Annotated in this window: 17 protein-coding genes; 13 read left to right on the top strand and 4 right to left on the bottom strand. The window is 36.2% G+C overall.

Annotated elements, in window-relative coordinates; all coding sequences use genetic code 11:
• Positions 1–725: replication initiation protein (locus MRZ08_RS03170; RefSeq protein WP_297379159.1), on the bottom strand; the 725-nt coding region annotated here is incomplete at its 3' end.
• Positions 726–954: 229 nt separating this feature from the next.
• Between MRZ08_RS03170 and MRZ08_RS03165 the strand changes: the two genes are divergently transcribed.
• On the top strand, positions 955–2433 hold the full coding sequence (locus MRZ08_RS03165) for a glycoside hydrolase family 38 C-terminal domain-containing protein (RefSeq protein ID WP_366111068.1): 1479 nt from the start codon (positions 955–957) through the stop codon (positions 2431–2433).
• On the top strand, positions 2433–3713 hold the full coding sequence (locus MRZ08_RS03160) for a glycoside hydrolase family 125 protein (RefSeq protein ID WP_297379158.1): 1281 nt from the start codon (positions 2433–2435) through the stop codon (positions 3711–3713). The genes MRZ08_RS03165 and MRZ08_RS03160 overlap by 1 nt, the downstream gene beginning before the upstream one ends.
• Here MRZ08_RS03160 and MRZ08_RS03155 read toward each other — a convergent pair.
• The gene (locus tag MRZ08_RS03155) at positions 3706–4437 is read right to left on the bottom strand and encodes a MurR/RpiR family transcriptional regulator (protein WP_297379156.1); all 732 of its coding nucleotides are present in this window, start codon (positions 4435–4437) and stop codon (positions 3706–3708) included. The two genes, MRZ08_RS03160 and MRZ08_RS03155, sit on opposite strands and share 8 nt — an antisense overlap.
• Positions 4438–4478: 41 nt before the next feature.
• Here MRZ08_RS03155 and MRZ08_RS03150 point away from each other — a divergent pair, with 41 nt between their 5' ends.
• The 3 genes from MRZ08_RS03150 to MRZ08_RS03140 all read left to right on the top strand — a co-directional run bounded on the left by MRZ08_RS03150 (position 4479) and on the right by MRZ08_RS03140 (position 7665).
• On the top strand, positions 4479–5351 hold the full coding sequence (locus MRZ08_RS03150; protein WP_297379154.1) for an ROK family protein: 873 nt from the start codon (positions 4479–4481) through the stop codon (positions 5349–5351).
• Positions 5344–6717 (top strand): glycoside hydrolase family 1 protein, encoded by a 1374-nt coding sequence (locus MRZ08_RS03145; RefSeq protein ID WP_297379152.1) that lies wholly within the window; start codon positions 5344–5346, stop codon positions 6715–6717. The genes MRZ08_RS03150 and MRZ08_RS03145 overlap by 8 nt, the downstream gene beginning before the upstream one ends.
• An 84-nt stretch (positions 6718–6801) precedes the next feature.
• On the top strand, positions 6802–7665 hold the full coding sequence (locus MRZ08_RS03140) for an ROK family protein (protein ID WP_297379150.1): 864 nt from the start codon (positions 6802–6804) through the stop codon (positions 7663–7665).
• Positions 7666–7709: 44 nt separating this feature from the next.
• Here the strand turns inward: MRZ08_RS03140 and MRZ08_RS03135 are convergent, their stop codons facing one another.
• A complete protein-coding gene (locus tag MRZ08_RS03135; RefSeq protein WP_297379148.1) occupies positions 7710–9152 on the bottom strand; it encodes a nicotinate phosphoribosyltransferase in 1443 nt (480 codons plus the stop codon).
• A 117-nt stretch (positions 9153–9269) separates the two neighbouring features.
• On the opposite strand from MRZ08_RS03135, the gene MRZ08_RS03130 reads away from it, so the two are divergent.
• Entirely contained in the window at positions 9270–9920 is a 651-nt protein-coding gene (locus tag MRZ08_RS03130) for an HAD family hydrolase (protein ID WP_297379147.1), read from the top strand.
• Positions 9920–10396, top strand: coding sequence for a PTS sugar transporter subunit IIB (locus MRZ08_RS03125; RefSeq protein ID WP_297379146.1), 477 nt, complete (start codon positions 9920–9922; stop codon positions 10394–10396). The genes MRZ08_RS03130 and MRZ08_RS03125 overlap by 1 nt, the downstream gene beginning before the upstream one ends.
• Before the next feature lie 43 nt (positions 10397–10439).
• On the opposite strand, the gene MRZ08_RS03120 is transcribed toward MRZ08_RS03125, so the two are convergent.
• Positions 10440–10790 carry an SdpI family protein gene (locus tag MRZ08_RS03120; RefSeq protein ID WP_297379145.1) on the bottom strand — a complete coding sequence of 117 codons (351 nt, stop codon included), beginning with the start codon at positions 10788–10790 and terminating at the stop codon, positions 10440–10442.
• A gap of 102 nt (positions 10791–10892) precedes the next feature.
• On the opposite strand from MRZ08_RS03120, the gene MRZ08_RS03115 reads away from it, so the two are divergent.
• The 6 genes from MRZ08_RS03115 to MRZ08_RS03090 all read left to right on the top strand — a co-directional run.
• The gene (locus MRZ08_RS03115) at positions 10893–12050 is read left to right on the top strand and encodes a glycosyltransferase (protein ID WP_297379144.1); all 1158 of its coding nucleotides are present in this window, start codon (positions 10893–10895) and stop codon (positions 12048–12050) included.
• Positions 12019–13032 carry a glycosyltransferase family 4 protein gene (locus MRZ08_RS03110; RefSeq protein ID WP_297379143.1) on the top strand — a complete coding sequence of 338 codons (1014 nt, stop codon included), beginning with the start codon at positions 12019–12021 and terminating at the stop codon, positions 13030–13032. The genes MRZ08_RS03115 and MRZ08_RS03110 overlap by 32 nt, the downstream gene beginning before the upstream one ends.
• Positions 13016–13708: a hypothetical protein gene (locus tag MRZ08_RS03105; protein ID WP_297379142.1), complete on the top strand. Its 693-nt coding sequence runs from the start codon at positions 13016–13018 to the stop codon at positions 13706–13708. The genes MRZ08_RS03110 and MRZ08_RS03105 overlap by 17 nt, the downstream gene beginning before the upstream one ends.
• A gap of 159 nt (positions 13709–13867) precedes the next feature.
• Positions 13868–14224, top strand: a complete 357-nt coding sequence (locus MRZ08_RS03100; protein ID WP_297379141.1) for a DUF2089 domain-containing protein — start codon at positions 13868–13870, stop codon at positions 14222–14224.
• Complete coding sequence (locus MRZ08_RS03095; protein WP_297379140.1) at positions 14217–15269, top strand: DUF4097 family beta strand repeat-containing protein; 1053 nt, start codon at positions 14217–14219, stop codon at positions 15267–15269. Before MRZ08_RS03100 ends, MRZ08_RS03095 begins: the two co-directional genes overlap by 8 nt.
• Positions 15270–15575: 306 nt before the next feature.
• On the top strand, positions 15576–16629 hold a 1054-nt coding region (locus MRZ08_RS03090; RefSeq protein WP_297379139.1), incomplete at its 3' end, for an EpsG family protein.

Below are 16629 nucleotides of genomic sequence, written 5' to 3'. Positions count from 1 at the left end.
TTATAGATTTCGAGATGAACGACCTTACGACCACGAGTTCCTTTATGCATATCTAAGTTCATATCGTCGATTTTAAGATTGATTTCGTCCATCGCTGGTTGTAAAACTTTTTGATTGAATTGTCCGAAGGTGTAGCTTTTAGGAGCCCCCATCATTCTTGCTAATTTTTCTGGTGTAGCTTGTAAAGTAGGACATGTTTTCCCCTTGTCTTTATTAGCTTCACGCATTAATTTATATAATCTTATCGAGTATTTTGAGTCGAGTTGAACCGTATCAAATAAGCGATACTGCGTATAATCGCTTTTTAACTGGAGAAGGTACGGAGCCAAATCGGACGACAATCGAATTTCTACCTGTCCATTTTCATGATATTTCGCACTTTCAACCCACCCAGTTTGTGTAATGGTGCGGTCTTGTTCATCTAAAATTAGAACTTCTTTTTTTCGTAGTGTACCAATTGCTTTAGCTAAATCAGAATAATTCTTCCCACTTCTCGAATATCCAAACAACTGTCCCATTTCATACAAAGAAGTCTCAACAACGTTGAAATTGCCGTCATCTGGCTTGATTTTAGAGATAACAAAATCCATCATTTTTAGCTCTCTTGCAGTTAAATCATGGTTTGCTTTTGAAATTAAATCATTATGCGTTACAACATAGTAATAACTTTGGTCAGCAATATCGTCATTAAAATTTCGGTCACGATTAAACAAATAATTACTCATTTTTACACCACCTATATAACTTATAAAAGTATCATACCATAGTTAATGGGTATGTAAAGAATAATGGTTATGAAATGTGAACTTTTTAGGTATGATAGGTGAACTTTTTAGGTATGATACCATCTTGCAAACGTTGATGTTAAAGCATTTAACCCCCCCTAAGTACTTAAAGTATTAATAAAGTATTATATAAAGTACTTAAAGAGAAATTTGTGTTCCGATTTAAACAATCAGAGAAAACACCCAAAATATCAAGAAAAATAGTATCTGTGTCATAAATACCCTTCCTTACAGGAAACTTAAGGAAGTTGAAAGAGAAATAGAAGTTGATAGGAAGTTTTTCGGCATAGATTTCCCAGAAGTTTTCGATAGCTTATCTGGAAAAGAGATAAAAAGCTACAAGCTAGTTGACGAAAAAGGCGAGGAAATTCCCGCTGAAATTACCTATTTGGGGACTGGATTTTCCTATGAACTTCCTAATGATAAGTTTAGAAAACCTTACTTCGCCAATAAAATCAAAATCCGTTTCAGCCTAGAACTTGACTCTTTTGAGAAGAAAATTCTAAGTTTAGTAGAAGGACAATCTTCCTTTGAATCTAAAGAAATGGAAGAAAACATAGTCGAAAATGCTTATTATAGGATAGAAATTAAAGATAAGGCAAGCCTTGATATTTACGATAAGACAAATCAAATAACTTACAAAGACGTCCTCACCATAGAAGATACAGGCGATATAGGAAATGAATATATTTATAGACAGTCTTCTGACAAGCTAAGGATTGTTGGAGGAAAATTGATAGATAAAAAAATCATCAGGGAAAATGATAAGACTATAATAAGGCTTAAGGAAAAATTCTCCTTGCCAGAAGGGGCGGAGGATAAGCTAAAGGATGAGCAAATCCGACTTAATGATATCACAAGAAGAAAGGCTAATAGGAGTAAGACCTATGTCGATATGATAATCGAAAAGGAGATAAAAATCTTCGATAAGAAAGCTCCTATAGAAATTAAGATAAGGATTAAAAATGTAAGCAAAGATCACAGAATGAGAGTGCTTTTCGGTCATGATTTAAAAACTGATAAGGTGTTTGCTGAGTCTATCTTTGAATGTGTCAAAAGAAAGGCTTATGCGCCAGAAACATGGAAGAACCCAGATTATTCACAAAACTTCAACAGATATGTTCAAGTTATGGATAATGATAAAAGAGGCTTTGGAGTATCAGCCCTTGGTCCTGCAGAATATGAAATGGTAGAAGATGAGGGTCTTTTTATCACACTTTTTAGGTCAGTCGGAGAACTTGGAGATTGGGGATATTTTCCTACACCAGATGCCCAGCTTATAAAAGACGAGCTAAGGGATATGGAGTTTGACTTTTATTTTGATAGTTTTAAGGAAGATATTGATAGAAATAGGAGAGATATCCTTAAGGCTAGAGTAGACTTCTTTAGCCTAAATCTTTTGGATAAGAATGATAAGGATATATCTTTGACAATCCCTAAAATAGATTTGGGAGATAATCTATTTTCTACGATTTTTAGAAATGAAGAGGGAGAAGCCTTCCTTAGAATATTTAATCCTAGTCCTTATTCTAAAGCTATTGATATTTCCACAGATGAATATGACATTTTGGCGAGAAATAAGATAAAAGACGGACCTTTTGGAGAAATTCCTCCTTTTGAAATTAAAACATTTAGATTGGAGCTTTAATGAAAGAAATTGTAAAAGAGTTGACCAGTAAGGTTAAGGAAAGTGATGATCTTAGCCCAGATATAAAGAAAATTTTCGAAAAGGCAATCAACAACACTTTCACAACGACTATGAAAGAAACCGAAAGGGGAGATGTCTTCGTCATAACAGGAGACATAGAGGCCATGTGGCTAAGAGATTCTAGTGGACAAATCAGACCCCTCTTTTATGTAGATAGCAAAGAGGCGGATGAACTTATTAGGAAAGTTCTAAAGAGACAAATATTTTGTCTAGACAAGGATATCTATGCCAATGCCTTTAACCAAAGTGCTAGCGGTAGGAGATGGAGCGATAAAGATATAACAGACTTTGATTCTCCTTGGGTTTGGGAGAGAAAGTATGAGCTAGATTCGCTTTGCTATGTTATGGAAGTTGCTTATATGTACTATGAGAAAACTCATGATAAGACTATTTTCGACGAAAAATTTATAGAAGTCTTAGAAAAAATAGTTGATCTTATTAAGCTTGAGCAAAATCACGAGAATTCGACCTATGAATTCGAAAGACCTGACCCTTGGGCTTCTTCAGATTCTTTAAGAAATGGCAAGAGAGGAACTGAGGTTGCTCTTACTGGAATGAGCTGGACAGGTTTTAGGCCTAGCGATGACTCCTGCCTATACCAATACCTTATTCCTTCAAATGCCTTTGCTACTGTAGCTTTGAAAAGACTTGCCAAAGCCCTAAGACATGCAGAAATTAGGCTCGACCTATGTGAGAAGATGTGCGACTTGGCTTGTGAGATAGATCAGGCAATTAGAGAATATGGAATTATAGAAGATGAAGATTTTGGCGAAATTTATGCCTACGAAACTGATGGGCTTGGATCTTATAATTTGATGGATGATGCCAACATCCCAAGCTTACTTTCACTTCCTTATTTGGGTTATGTAGATAAGAAAGATCCAATTTATAAAAACACCAGGGCCTTTATTCTTTCAGATAAGAACAAGAATTATTTTGAAGGAAAGGCGGCCAAGGGAATTGGATCAGACCATACCCCCAAAGACTATATCTGGCATTTGGCTCTAGCAATGGAGCTTATGACAGCAGATTCTAGGGAGGATATGGACCGTATATTGGCTTATTTTGAAAAAACTCACGCAGGAAAATATTTGATGCATGAGGGCTTCGACAAGGATGATTCTAGTAAATATACCAGAGATTGGTTCTCATGGGCTAACTCTATATTCGTTGAGGCAGTCCTAAGATATATAGGGATTGATCTGGTAAAGGCTAACTAAGATAGGCCTCACAAATCATATCGAGGATCAAGGTCACAGGAAAAATCTTTGAGATCTTATATGAATAGCTAGGATAAGGAGGCAATAAGATAGTATTTGTCGCTATGTTTTTTAGGGTAGACTCCTTATTGCCAGTTGTGGCGAGGATATTTGCATTTTTCTCTTTTGCGAAGCGGACTCCTTCTAGGAGATTGTGATTTTCTCCAGAAAGGGAGATAGCTATCAACAAGTCATCTGCACCAAGGCTTTTCGTAAGAAGATTTATACTGTAAGGCTCCTTGGCGTAGTCGGTATTATTTAGACCGATTTCTCCAAACTTGTAGACGAATTCATTAGCGCAAAGGCCAGATGAGCCAATCCCTATAACGGCAATTCTTCCAAAAGTATCGAAGGATTTGATAAAGTTAACCGTATCCATATCGAAGGGCTCTATAGAATTAATAAAATTAATATAAATCTCTTGGCTAAGCGACTTAGTCCTCCTAGGTTTTTTAGAAATATCAAACTTTAGCTCAGAGAAACCATCGAATCCTAGTTTTTGGGCAAATCTAGTTATGGTAGAGTTTGAAACGTCTAGCATATCGGATAAATCATTGATATTTATATGAGTAAAATCGACATCTATATCTTTGATTTTATCGACGATTATATTTTCTGACTTGGATAAATTTATATTTTTTGAGCTTATTATATCCATAATAAAATTGTAATTAGCGTTTGTCATTTAATCACTCCTAGAAATAATTATAACACAAGAGGAAAACAATGTATTTAGTATTTGATATTGGTGGCTCATCCACCAAATATGCACTTATAGAAAATGAAAAAATAATTATGAAAGACTCAGAAAAAAGCCTTCCGACTATGAAAGAATTTTTAAAGTTTTTAGAAGAGACGATAGAATCTTTCCTTAAGGATTATGATATAGAAGCTATAGGATTTTCATCTCCTGGAACGGTGGATAGCAAAAGCCTTAAGGTAGGAGGATTAAGTGCTCTCAATTACTTGGCTGAGGAAAATTTTGCAAGTCTCATAGAAGATAAATATTCTATCCCGGTTGCTATTGAAAATGATGCAAACTGCGCAGCTCTTGGAGAAATCTATTACAAAAAAACTAAAGAAAATCTCCTAGCCTTTGTCATAATTGGCTCAGGTATAGGAGGGGCCCTCGTAAAAGATTCCAAAATCATTAGGGGCTTAAGCCTTGAAAGCGGCGAGTTTGGCTATATGCTCTTTAATGATTTTGGTAAAATCAAAAATCTATCTAGCTTAGGGACTTTGCCAAATGTAAGGCGCACTATAAAAGAAAAATACGGTATAGATTTGGACACATACGAAATATTTGATAAGTATCTTAAGAAAGAAAATCCTTTCTATGAAGAGGTAGATAAGATGTTTACCTATCTTGCCATGGGCTTATACAATATAGCCTATGCTATTAATCCAGAAGTAATCTACATAGGAGGGGCAATTTCTGAAGATGAGAGATTTATAAATTCTCTTAAAGAAAAATTACAAGATGATGTTTTCTATGGAGTTAGCCTTAACATAAGACCGGTGTCGTTTTTTAATGATAATAATCTCTATGGAGCCTATGCAAATATTAAATTAAAAGAAGAAAGGATAAAAAATGATTAAATTTCCTAAGGATTTCCTATTTGGATCTGCAACATCTGCCTGCCAATCTGAAGGTGGGCAAGTTGATGGTAAGAGTGAAAGCATTTGGGACTATTGGTATAAGAAGGATCCCTATAAGTTCCACGATAGGATTGGGCCGGAAAATACTTCGAACTTCTACTTTGACTACAAGGAGAATGTAGAGCTTTTAGAAAAAACAGGCCACAATTCATTCAGGACTTCTATTTCTTGGGCAAGACTCATTCCAAAAATGGACGGTAAGGTCAATCCCAAGGCAGTGGAGTTTTACGAGAATTATTTTAAGGCAATTAAAGCTAAAGGAATCAAGCTTTTCGTAAATCTCTTCCATTTCGATATGCCTATGTATCTTCAAGAAATAGGGGGATGGGCAAACAAGGAAGTTGTCGAAAGATATGTATCTTATGCTAAGACTTGCTTTAAGCTTTTTGGTAAATACGCTGACTGTTTTTTTACCTTCAATGAGCCAATAGTCCATGTAGAATGTGGTTATCTATACCAATATCACTATCCTTGCGAAGTCAATCCCAAAAAGGCTGTTCAAGTTGCCTACAATACCCAGCTTGCCTCAGCTTTGGCTATCAAAGCCCTAAGGGAAATAGATAGGGATAAGAAAATTGGCATAATTTTAAATCTAACCCCAGCCTATCCTAGAAGCGAGAATGAAAACGACCTGAAGGCTGCTGAGATTGCAGACCTCGTTGCCCAAAAGTCTTTCCTTGATCCATCAGTCCTAGGAGTTTATCCTAAAAAGCTTGTAGAAATAATAAAAAAAGAAGAGCTCATGCCGGAATACAGCAAAAAAGAGCTTGAAATAATAAAAGAAAATACTGTCGATTTTCTTGGAGTAAATTACTACCAACCTCTAAGAGTTAAGGAAAATCCTTATAAATATAAGGAAAGTGCAATCTTTATGCCGAGTAAATATTATCTTTCCTATGATATGCCGGGTAAGAGGATGAATCCCTATAGGGGATGGGAGATTTATCCAAGAGCCATCTATGATATAGCCATAAATATTAAAGAAAACTACAATAACATCGACTGGATGATTACTGAAAATGGCATGGGAGTAGAAAATGAGGAAAGATTTAGGAAAGATGGAAGGATCGAGGACGATTACAGAATCGACTTTATCAAGGAACATCTGACCTTCCTAAGCCAGGCTATTGACGAGGGGGCAAACTGCAAGGGCTATCACTTGTGGACCTTTATAGATAACTGGTCCTGGCTTAATGCTTACAAAAACAGATATGGGCTTGTAGAATATAATCTTAATACAGGAGAAAGAGTGATTAAAAAATCTGGCATCTGGTTTAAGAAGCTTAGTGAGGAGAAGGGATTCTAGATAGTTTATTTTCTGAAAATAAATCAATTTCCCAAATCGACTAAAATCCCTTATAATATAATTAAGAACTATAAAGGAGTAAGTATGTACGGATCAATTGAATTGGGCGGAACCAAGATTAGGTGCGCTGTTTTAGATGAAATTGGAAATATTGTCAAAGAAATTAGGGTAGAGACCAAGGACCCTGAGGAGAATATGAAGGATGTGGTGGATTTTCTTAAGAAAAATCCTGTAGAAAGCATTGGAATCGGAGCTTTCGGTCCAATCGATGTGGACAAGGAGTCAAAGACTTATGGCTTTGTTCTAGAGACTCCAAAGAAGCTTTGGAGAAACTTCGACCTTCTAGGTTCTATCAAGAAAGAACTCGACCTACCAATTGGCTTTACTACAGATGTTGGAGCTAGCGGAATTGGTGAATATAGGTATGGGGCTAGCAAGGATAAGAGATCTTCCCTCTATCTAACTATAGGAACTGGAGTCGGCGGATCTTATATCCAAGATGGGACCTTGCTTCAAGGATTCTCTCATCCTGAGATGGGACACATTGAGATTACTAGGGAAGAAGGAGATGAGGTAGAAAGCTTCTGCGATTTCCATGATTCTTGCTTCGAAGGTCTTTGTGCAGGCCCTGCCCTTGAACTTAGGACTGGCAAAAGAGGAGAAAACCTAGATAAAGACGATCCGGCCTTTGATATTCTTGCAAAATATATAGCCAAGGGACTTATGACCTACACCATGATCCTAAGACCTCACATCATAATAATTGGAGGTGGAGTAGCTAATAAGGAAGGCATGATCGAAAAAATCAGAAGAGAATTTGAAAAATTAGATAATCATTATATAGACATTCCTAATGTGGATGAATATATAGTCTTTCCTGAGCTTGGAAATGAGGCAGGACTTATCGGTGGATATGTACTTGCTAAGGAAGCCTTGAAGGAAGAATAAAAACAAGCTCTCGCTTGAAGATATCTCAAGTGAGAGCTTTTAACTTACTTTCTTTTAGCTTCTAATATTAGGTTTTGTTTTAGGTTCCACAAGTCTTGGGATAGGTCGACGTAGTAGTTATGAGGTTGGTCGAATCTCTTAACTTCTTCCCAGATACTTTCCACTTCTCCTTTAGAATAAGAAGCAATCTCTTCAAGGCTTGGGCTTTCGTAGACCAAATTCCCCTTATCAAAGATTTGAACTTGCATCTTACGAGCTTTATAGTTTTCCATTCTTTTCATCTTCCATGTAAAGAGTGGATCAAATATTACCATTGGCTTGGTATCATCGATTTTCTCACCAGCTAGGGCGATGTAGTCAGCCTCTGCCTTGCCGGTTTCCTTATCATAGAGTCTGTAGACTTTCTTCTCGCCTGGAGTAGTGATTTTTTCTACATTTTCTGAGACCTTTATCTTTGCTTCGATTTTTCCATCTGTTTCTATTGCGACAAGCTTATAGACGCCTCCAAAGACTGGGTCTGACTTGGCTGTGATTAATCTTTCTCCTATACCGAATGAGTCGATTTTTGCTCCTTGGGAGAGGAGGGATTCGATTTTGAATTCGTCTAGGGAGTTACTAGCCACGATTTTGGCATCGGTGAAGCCGTTTTCATCTAGGATTTTTCTTACTTCCTTGGATAGGTAGGCCAAGTCCCCTGAGTCGATTCTAACTCCTCCACTAAGTCCCTTAGGTACTAATTCTTCTTCGAAGACTCTCATAGCATTAGGAAGACCTGATCTTAGGGTATCGTAGGTATCGATTAAGAGGATACAATTGTCAGGATAGGACTTAGCGTAAGTCTTAAAAGCCTCGTACTCGCTAGGAAAAGCTTGAATCCAAGAGTGAGCCATGGTACCGCTTGCCTTAAACTTATATTTTTGGGCAGAATAAGTGTTACTTGTAATAGGAGCTCCTCCTATATAGGCAGCCCTCGCTCCGTTAATGGAAGCGTCCGCTCCTTGGGCTCGTCTTGCTCCAAACTCCATAACGAGCCTATCTCCAGCAGATCTTACGATCCTGTTAGTCTTGGTTGCTACAAGAGAGTTAAAGTTCATGGACAAGAGTAGGTAGGTCTCTACAATAGAACATTCTATAATAGGAGCCTTGACTGTAACTATCGGTTCGTTAGGAAACATCACAGAACCTTCAGGAAAGGCCCAAATATCTCCAGTGAATTTGAAATCTCTCAAATAATCGAGAAAGCCTTCAGAAAAGTCGGCGTTTTCCCTAAAATATTCGATATCTTCCTCGCTAAAACTTAAATTCTTGACATATTCTATTATGTCATTAAGGCCTGCAAAGATTGAAAATCCTGCCTCATCTGGATTTCTCCTATAGTAGGCATCAAAGACTGCAACTGTATCTTTCATACCATTGTTAAAGTAAGCATTTGCCATAGTGAATTCATAAAAATCACTAAGCATGGTTAAATTTCTATCTTCTTTCATAATCTCCTCGTTTTCTTTTCGCTTCTTAATATTATACCCTATTAGTGTGAAGATTAGATATTTTTTAACAAAAAGGGTAAAAGACTAGTAAAGACTTAGTTAAGAATAGGAGAATTTATGTATATATTTGATATAGACGGTACTTTGTTAAACACGATAGACTCTATTAGTTTTCATATAAATAAGACCTTGGAGGAATTCGGCCTAGGCCAGATTGATAAGGAAAAGGTGAGGGCCTTTGTAGGAAATGGTCCTGTAGTCTTGGTAAACAAGACCTTGGACTTTCTGGGAGCAAGTGATGAGGGAGACTTCAGGAAAAAATTCCTTGATACTTACAACAAATCCTACGATGACGATCCAACTTATCTACTAAAGCCCTATGGAGGAATCAAGGAGAGCATAGATTTCTTAAAGGATAGAGGAGAGATAATAGCTTGCTTTTCTAACAAGCCAGATTCTACCTGCAAGAAGGTTATAGGCCATGTTTTCGGTAAAGATTATTTTGACTTTATCCTAGGCTATAAGGAAAGCTACGAGAGAAAGCCATCTCCTGAAGGCATAATGATAATCAAGGAGAGATTTGGGGTGGATTTTTCCGATATTTTATACTTTGGAGATAGCGAAGTGGACATGAAATGCGGGAAAAATTCTGGTATTTTCACTGTAGGATGCTCCTGGGGCTTTAGGTCAAGGGAGATTCTCGAGAAAGAAAGTCCAAATCTTATAATAGATGATCCAAAAGAGATTAAAGACATAAGGAGGATATGATGGGAGAAGTTAAACTTTGTAGGATTGACTCGAGATTATCTCACGGCAAGGTAGTCGAGATTTGGTCCAAAGAATTAAAAACTGAGACAGTTATAATTGCCAATGACGAAGTAAGTGCTGACGATTTTAGAAAAAAGGTCATGGACCTTACTATTCCTGATGATATAGCAGCCTACTACTTAAAGCCATCCGAAGTAGGGGACTTTCTTAAAGACTATGATAAAGATGTATTATTGATAGTGGCGAGTGCCCAGGATTTAGAGACTATAAGCAAGCAAGATATAGAGATTCCTGAAGTAAATATCGGAATAATCCATATGTCAATTGGAAAGATTTCCCTAACAGAAGAAGTAGCAGTAGATGAGGATGACCTTAGGATATTTAGGGAATTTATAGAAAATGGGTCTGACGTCTATGTTAGACTAAGTCCATATTCCCAAAGAATGGAGCTTAAGAATCTATTTGATAAAAATTAAGAATAAAAAAACGAAAACACTTGCTAGGTGTTCTCGTTTTTTATTACTCATCTTTCAAAGAAAATTTCTTCTTCATCCGCATCTTCACTATAGAAAATAAAAGAATCATATAAAGGATTACAAGTAGAGTGATGAGGATAGAAAGATAATTTCTGTTGTTTCCAAAATAAAGACAAAGAGGAAAGATTAGCCCGAAAAATACAAGGCCTAAGCAGATTGCGACCTTGCCAGCAAATCTATTTCCGTAGTCCCAAGTTTCTTTAGAATAGCACACTTCCCAAACGTGAAATCCAACTGTCATCTCAGGATAGGAAGAGTGGAAATTTATTAAAAATATGCCGATATAAATACTAAAAATCAAAAGCAGGATATCGGTTATTATCAAAGGTCCCATATTTCACCTCACTTTCTAGTATTATACCAATACTAGCCCATTAAACGAGTCTATTTACTTCCTAAAAAATAATATTTATGTTATCCTTATTAAGAGGTACTTATGAAAATATTAATAACTAGTGACTGGTACTACCCGGTTGTAAATGGAGTAGTGAGGTCAGTATTAAATCTTAAAGAATATCTAGAAAATAAGGGTCATGAAGTAAAAGTTCTGACCCTTTCAAATACAATGAAGTCATACAAGGCGGGAAATATCTACTATGTAGGAAGTCTTTCTGCTAGAAAAATTTATCCAGAGGCTCGTGTTACCAATCTCTTGTCCAAAACTCATATAAAGGAATTAGAATATTGGAAGCCTGATATAATTCATTCCCAGTGCGAATTTTCGACCTTCATTATGGCCAAAACTATAGCCCATGATCTTAAAATTCCTATAATTCATACCTACCACACGATTTATGAGGATTACACTCATTATTTTATAGGAAATAAGACTATGGGGAAAAAGGCCGTAGCCCTTGCTAGTAAGAAATTCGCAGACCTTTGCAATGGATTAATAGCTCCTAGCGAGAAGACGGCAAAACTTCTTAGGGAATATGGAGTAGATTCTGGAAAGATTTCTGTAATACCCACAGGAATCCATATACCAGACCTCCTATCTGAAAATCCTAGAAAGGCTTTGGGTATTGATGAGAAGGAAAAAATCCTCCTCTACCTAGGTAGGATTGGCGAAGAAAAAAATATAGAGGAGCTTGTAGACTTTTATCAAAAAATAGATGACCCTGACATCAAGCTTTACATAGTTGGTGGAGGACCCCACCTAGATGATCTTAAACAATTTTCTAGAAGGTTTCCTAAAAAGGTCAACTTTGTGGGAATGGTAAGACCAGAGGATGTAAACAAATATTATCAGATGGCAGATATCTTTGTGTCAGGCTCTACTTCAGAGACCCAAGGCCTTACCTATTATGAGGCCCTATCCAACGGGACTGTAGCAGTCTGTAGGAAGGACGAGGCTCTTTGTGGGGTTATTGTAAATGGCTACAATGGTTACGTCTATGAGAATTTCGAAGATTTTGAAAAGATTATAAATAAGGTTTTCAATAAAGAATTTAGAGCCTATCTTAAGAAAAACGCCAGAGCCTATGCTATAGAGAAATTTTCCGTAGAGGCCTTTGGAGAAAAATGTGAGAGGCTTTACCGAAAAGCGATTGAAGAGTACGAATATGAGAGTTTTAATATATTCAAAAGATTATGATAAAGTAAAAGAAAGTGGCGTGGGCAAGGCCATAGACCATCAGAAAAAAGCTTTAAGAAAAGTGGGCTTTGACTTTACTACAGATGAGAAAGAAGATTATGACCTTGTCCATATCAATACCGTCCTTCCGGGAGCGGTGGCCTTTGCTAAGAAAGCCAGGAAAAAGGGCAAGAAGATAATCTATCATGGCCATTCTACCATGGAGGATTTTAGAAATTCCTTTGTTTTCTCAAATCAAGTAGCTCCTCTTTTTAAGAAATGGCTAGTTCATGCTTACAAGCTAGGAGATTTAGTCCTTACTCCGAGCGAATATTCTAAAAATATCCTTAAAACTTATGATATAAATCGAGAGATTTGTGTCATATCTAATGGAATCGACCTTGACTTTTGGAAGGAAAAAGACGGGGATAGGGATAAATTCTATGAGACTTATGGACTTGATAAAAACAAGAAATCTATAATCTCTGTCGGTCTTCCCATCAAAAGAAAGGGTATAGATGATTTTATAAGGCTGGGTCAAAGTTTTCCCCAATATGAATTCGTCTGGTTTGGTAAGCTCGATAGGGCCTTGATGAGTCCAAATATCAAAAAGCTCATTGACTGTGCTCCTTCCAATGTGAACTTTCCTGGATATGTAAATAGTGAAGATCTAAGACTTGCCTACTCAGGATCTGATCTTTATTTATTCTTAACCCATGAGGAGACTGAGGGAATAGTCCTACTAGAAGCTCTTGCTACTAGGGCAGATATTTTGATTAGAGATATAGAAATATTTGAGACAGACTTTGAAGATGGAGTAAATATCTACAAGGGCTCTAGTCTAGAAGATTTTAGGGAAAAGATTCTAGGCATATGTGAGGGGAGATTAAAGTCCCTCAAAGACCTTGCCTACAGAAAGGCCTACGATAAATCTATAGAAAAGACAGGAAGAAGACTTGTAGAAATATATGAAAGGGTGATGAATAATGAGATCAGTTGTTAAACTTTTAGCCTATATTTTACTGGCAGTCCTAGTGCCAAGCCTTGTAATGGGTATGGTAAGCCTTTTGGGGGCTTCTAATATTGTCGTAATTATAAGCCAGTTTGTTATTATGCTTATTATGGTGTTTGCCTTTACCAAATCCTTTGACTATATGAGAAGATATGAGAAAAATACTCTGGATATGATTGGAAGGGCGAAAACTGTCGGAGAGCTTAGAAAGCTTAGGGAAGAAAGACTTTCCTATAAGTCCAAGGCTATGATTACAAACGAGATACTGAACAGGGAATTTTCAGAAGAAGAAGCCGAAAAGCTAAAGAAATACACCAACTCTACAGAAGATATGAAACATTACTATTCGGCTCTCATATCAAATTCTTCTGGCAAGAGACGAGAAGAGCTTAAGATTAGAAGAGATAATTTCAAGAAAAAATACGGAAAAAAGGCTAGAATTTACCCTGACTTTAAGGAAAATCTTAAGACATGTGGAAAATGGATAGGACTATTTTTCCTTCTAGCCATATTTTTTGCATCTATCAAGTCATGGGCTTTTGGAAATCCAGGACTCACTATGTTTATCTATATAATTCAAATTATTATGCTAGCTGCTTTCATGATCAACGCCATAATTTGGCTAATAAGATGTGTCATATCCTTCTGGGATAGGAAATTTATCTAAGAAAATTGCAAGGAGACTTGCTTTTTTTATTTGCGAGAAATTCATTCTTGTAATATTATCATAAATATATTCAATAAATAAATTTAAGAAATTAAAATAATCAAACTTTACTTTACAAATATCAAAGAGCTAGTATAATTTTATCAAAAGGGAGGTTCTATGATTAATAAATGTCCAAATTGTGGTGATGAAATGGTGATCACCTCTTATAGATGCAATTCATGCTACACAGAAGTTACAGGCGAATTTGAAATTGATAAGTTTCAAAGATTAGATAAAGAAGATAAAGAATTTATTGAGTTATTTTTACAAAAAAGAGGCTCTATCAAGGATGTGGGAGAAGAGATTGGCATTTCTTATCCAACAGTTAGAAATAGGATTGATAGGATAGTTTCAAAGCTTGGTGGAACTGTCGACAAGAAGGCAGGCAGGATTGATATCCTAAATATGCTAAATAATGGAGAAATTACTGCGGAAAAGGCTAAGAGCCTACTAGAGGAGCTTAAAGATGAATGATGAAAAACAAATGATTTTAAATATGCTAAAAGAAGGAAAAATCACTGTAGAAGAAGCAAGTGACCTCATAGAAGCATTAGGTAAAAATAGTAGAAAAAGCGACAATTTAACAGACAAAATCACAGGGGCGGTTGATAATATAATAAAAAAAGCGACCGATACAATCCAATCAATTGATCTCGATCAAACTCTAGACCTCAGCCAATTTAATATTAAGGGAGACTACAACACCCAAAAGGAAACTAGGATTGATGATGAGATCAACCATATCGAAATTGATATAGTAAATGGCGATATAGAAATCGACAGATCTGATGATAACACAATTGTTATTAGTCAAAGCATCTGGGCTAAGAAGGCTGATCTCAACGATTATCTAGATATTGAAGTTAAGGAAGACCTCCTTACAATTTCAATTAATGAAAATTACAAAAATATCCAAGCAAGTTCAGATATTAGAGTAAGTCTTGGAAAAAACCTATACGATTCCCTAGACCTCAGCCAAGTAAATGGCAAGGTTGATATCTCAGATATTGACTTTACAAATCTTGACCTAAACAATGTAAATGGCAAGATTCTTCTTATCAATATCAAGGGTGCTGTTAATGTAAACAATGTAAATGGTAAGATTGATGTTAAGAATATCTTCGGTCCACTAGAAATTGAAAATGTAAACGGACCAATCTACCTATACAATATTTCGGGAGAATATGCTGATGTTTCAACTGTAAATGGTAATATCAGAGTAGATGGACTTGCTTCAGAAAAGCTTAAGGCTAAGTCAAATGCTGGAAATATTAGAGTGTTTAATATCAAAAAAACCAAAGACATAGACCTTGATTCAGGTTTTGGCAATATGGTAGTTGATACAACAGACTTTGATGGAGTTATCAGAGCTAATGTCGAAAGCAAGGCAATAAATATTACAGAAAAGTTTGCCAACAAGATTCAAGACGGTAAGGGCTATGAGATAAGCACAAGTACAGAAGAGCCTGACCTAAGGATAAAGATTGATTCTTCATTTGGAAAGATTTCTCTAAGATAGATAAATAAAACAAAAGACCCGCATCAAGCGGGTTTTCTTATGCTTACTTTCCCGATTAGCGAAGGAAGATAAGCAAGTAGCAAAACTGAGGGTTAGGTTTTGCTTGTGGAAAATAGAGCTATAATTTAAGGAAGAGTACGTCTGTAATGAAAATTAATTTGAGTCACTCTATCTTCTCTATGTCTATAATAGGATATATTTGTTTGTTTACTTATAAATTCATGTAAAGTTTATGTAAAAAAGTATATTAAAATTAATAGAGTTTTAGCTATTTCATGTTATAATAGAGCTAAGAGAGAATATATTATGGGATTTGCCTTATTTACGACAATCGAGCTTTTGATTTTTCTAATCGGCCAAGCTATCGATTTCAAAAACAAAAAACAATTGAATATTTTAGCAGGACTGATGTTTTTTATCATGTTTGTCTTTGCAGGAGTCAGGGGATCTGGTGATGCGGACTATTATAATTACTTATGGTTTGTGAAAGACTTGGGAGTAGACTACACAAGGCTTTTTGATTTTACATATCCTGTCGAGTTTGCCTTTAGATTCTTTGCCCTAATAGTAAACACCTTGGGTATATCCAGGCAGTGGGTCATAGTTATAATGAACCTATGTTCAATCCTTCCTATAGCCTATATTTCAATCAAAGAGTCATCTAACCCTTTCCTTTCGGCTATAATATTTTTGCCTATCTTTATCCAATTTGATATGCAAACGTCAAGGACAGCCTCAGCCATAGGACTAAGCTTTTTGGCAAGTTATTTTGTTTCAGAAGAGAAATACTTCAGAGCATTCCTATTTTTTATCTTTTCACTTGCCTTTCACAAGTCAGCTATGATAATGCTTCCTTTCTTGATATTGATTAACTTTAGGATAGGAAACTTATTTAAGATAATTACGGCAGGCCTTGGCCTTGTGGTGAGTCTCTTTTCCTTAAGAGTTTTTAGCCTAGTAGCTATAATCGTATCAAGGATGGGTCTTGGGGTGATTTCTAGAAAGATTGACACCTATGTATTTTCTGGAGGTATGTTTGCCTTTCCGATGAAGTTATATGATCCAAGGATTATCTTTGGCCTAATGCTTTTTGCTTTTTCTTTGATGTATTTTCACAAATACAGCTTTAGGAAAAACTCGATGATTGAAATTAGCTCTAAGGCCATGTGGTTTGGTCTAATAGTATTTTTGGTTTTTAGGTCATCTACGGCAGTTGCCTTTAGATTTGGGAACATTTTTACAGTATCTCAAAGGATTTTTATTCCGGAAATAATCAGGGAGGCGAAAAAGGATGATAGGCTGGGGCTTGTAATTATTGCCCTATCTATACTCCCTTTCGTCCTACCCAATGCAGGATTTT

It is taken from the genome of Anaerococcus sp. (genome assembly GCF_022770135.1).
Taxonomy (GTDB): domain Bacteria; phylum Bacillota; class Clostridia; order Tissierellales; family Peptoniphilaceae; genus Anaerococcus.
Note: the sequence above shows the minus strand (reverse complement) of the source record. Positions and strands in the feature narration are given on the sequence as shown.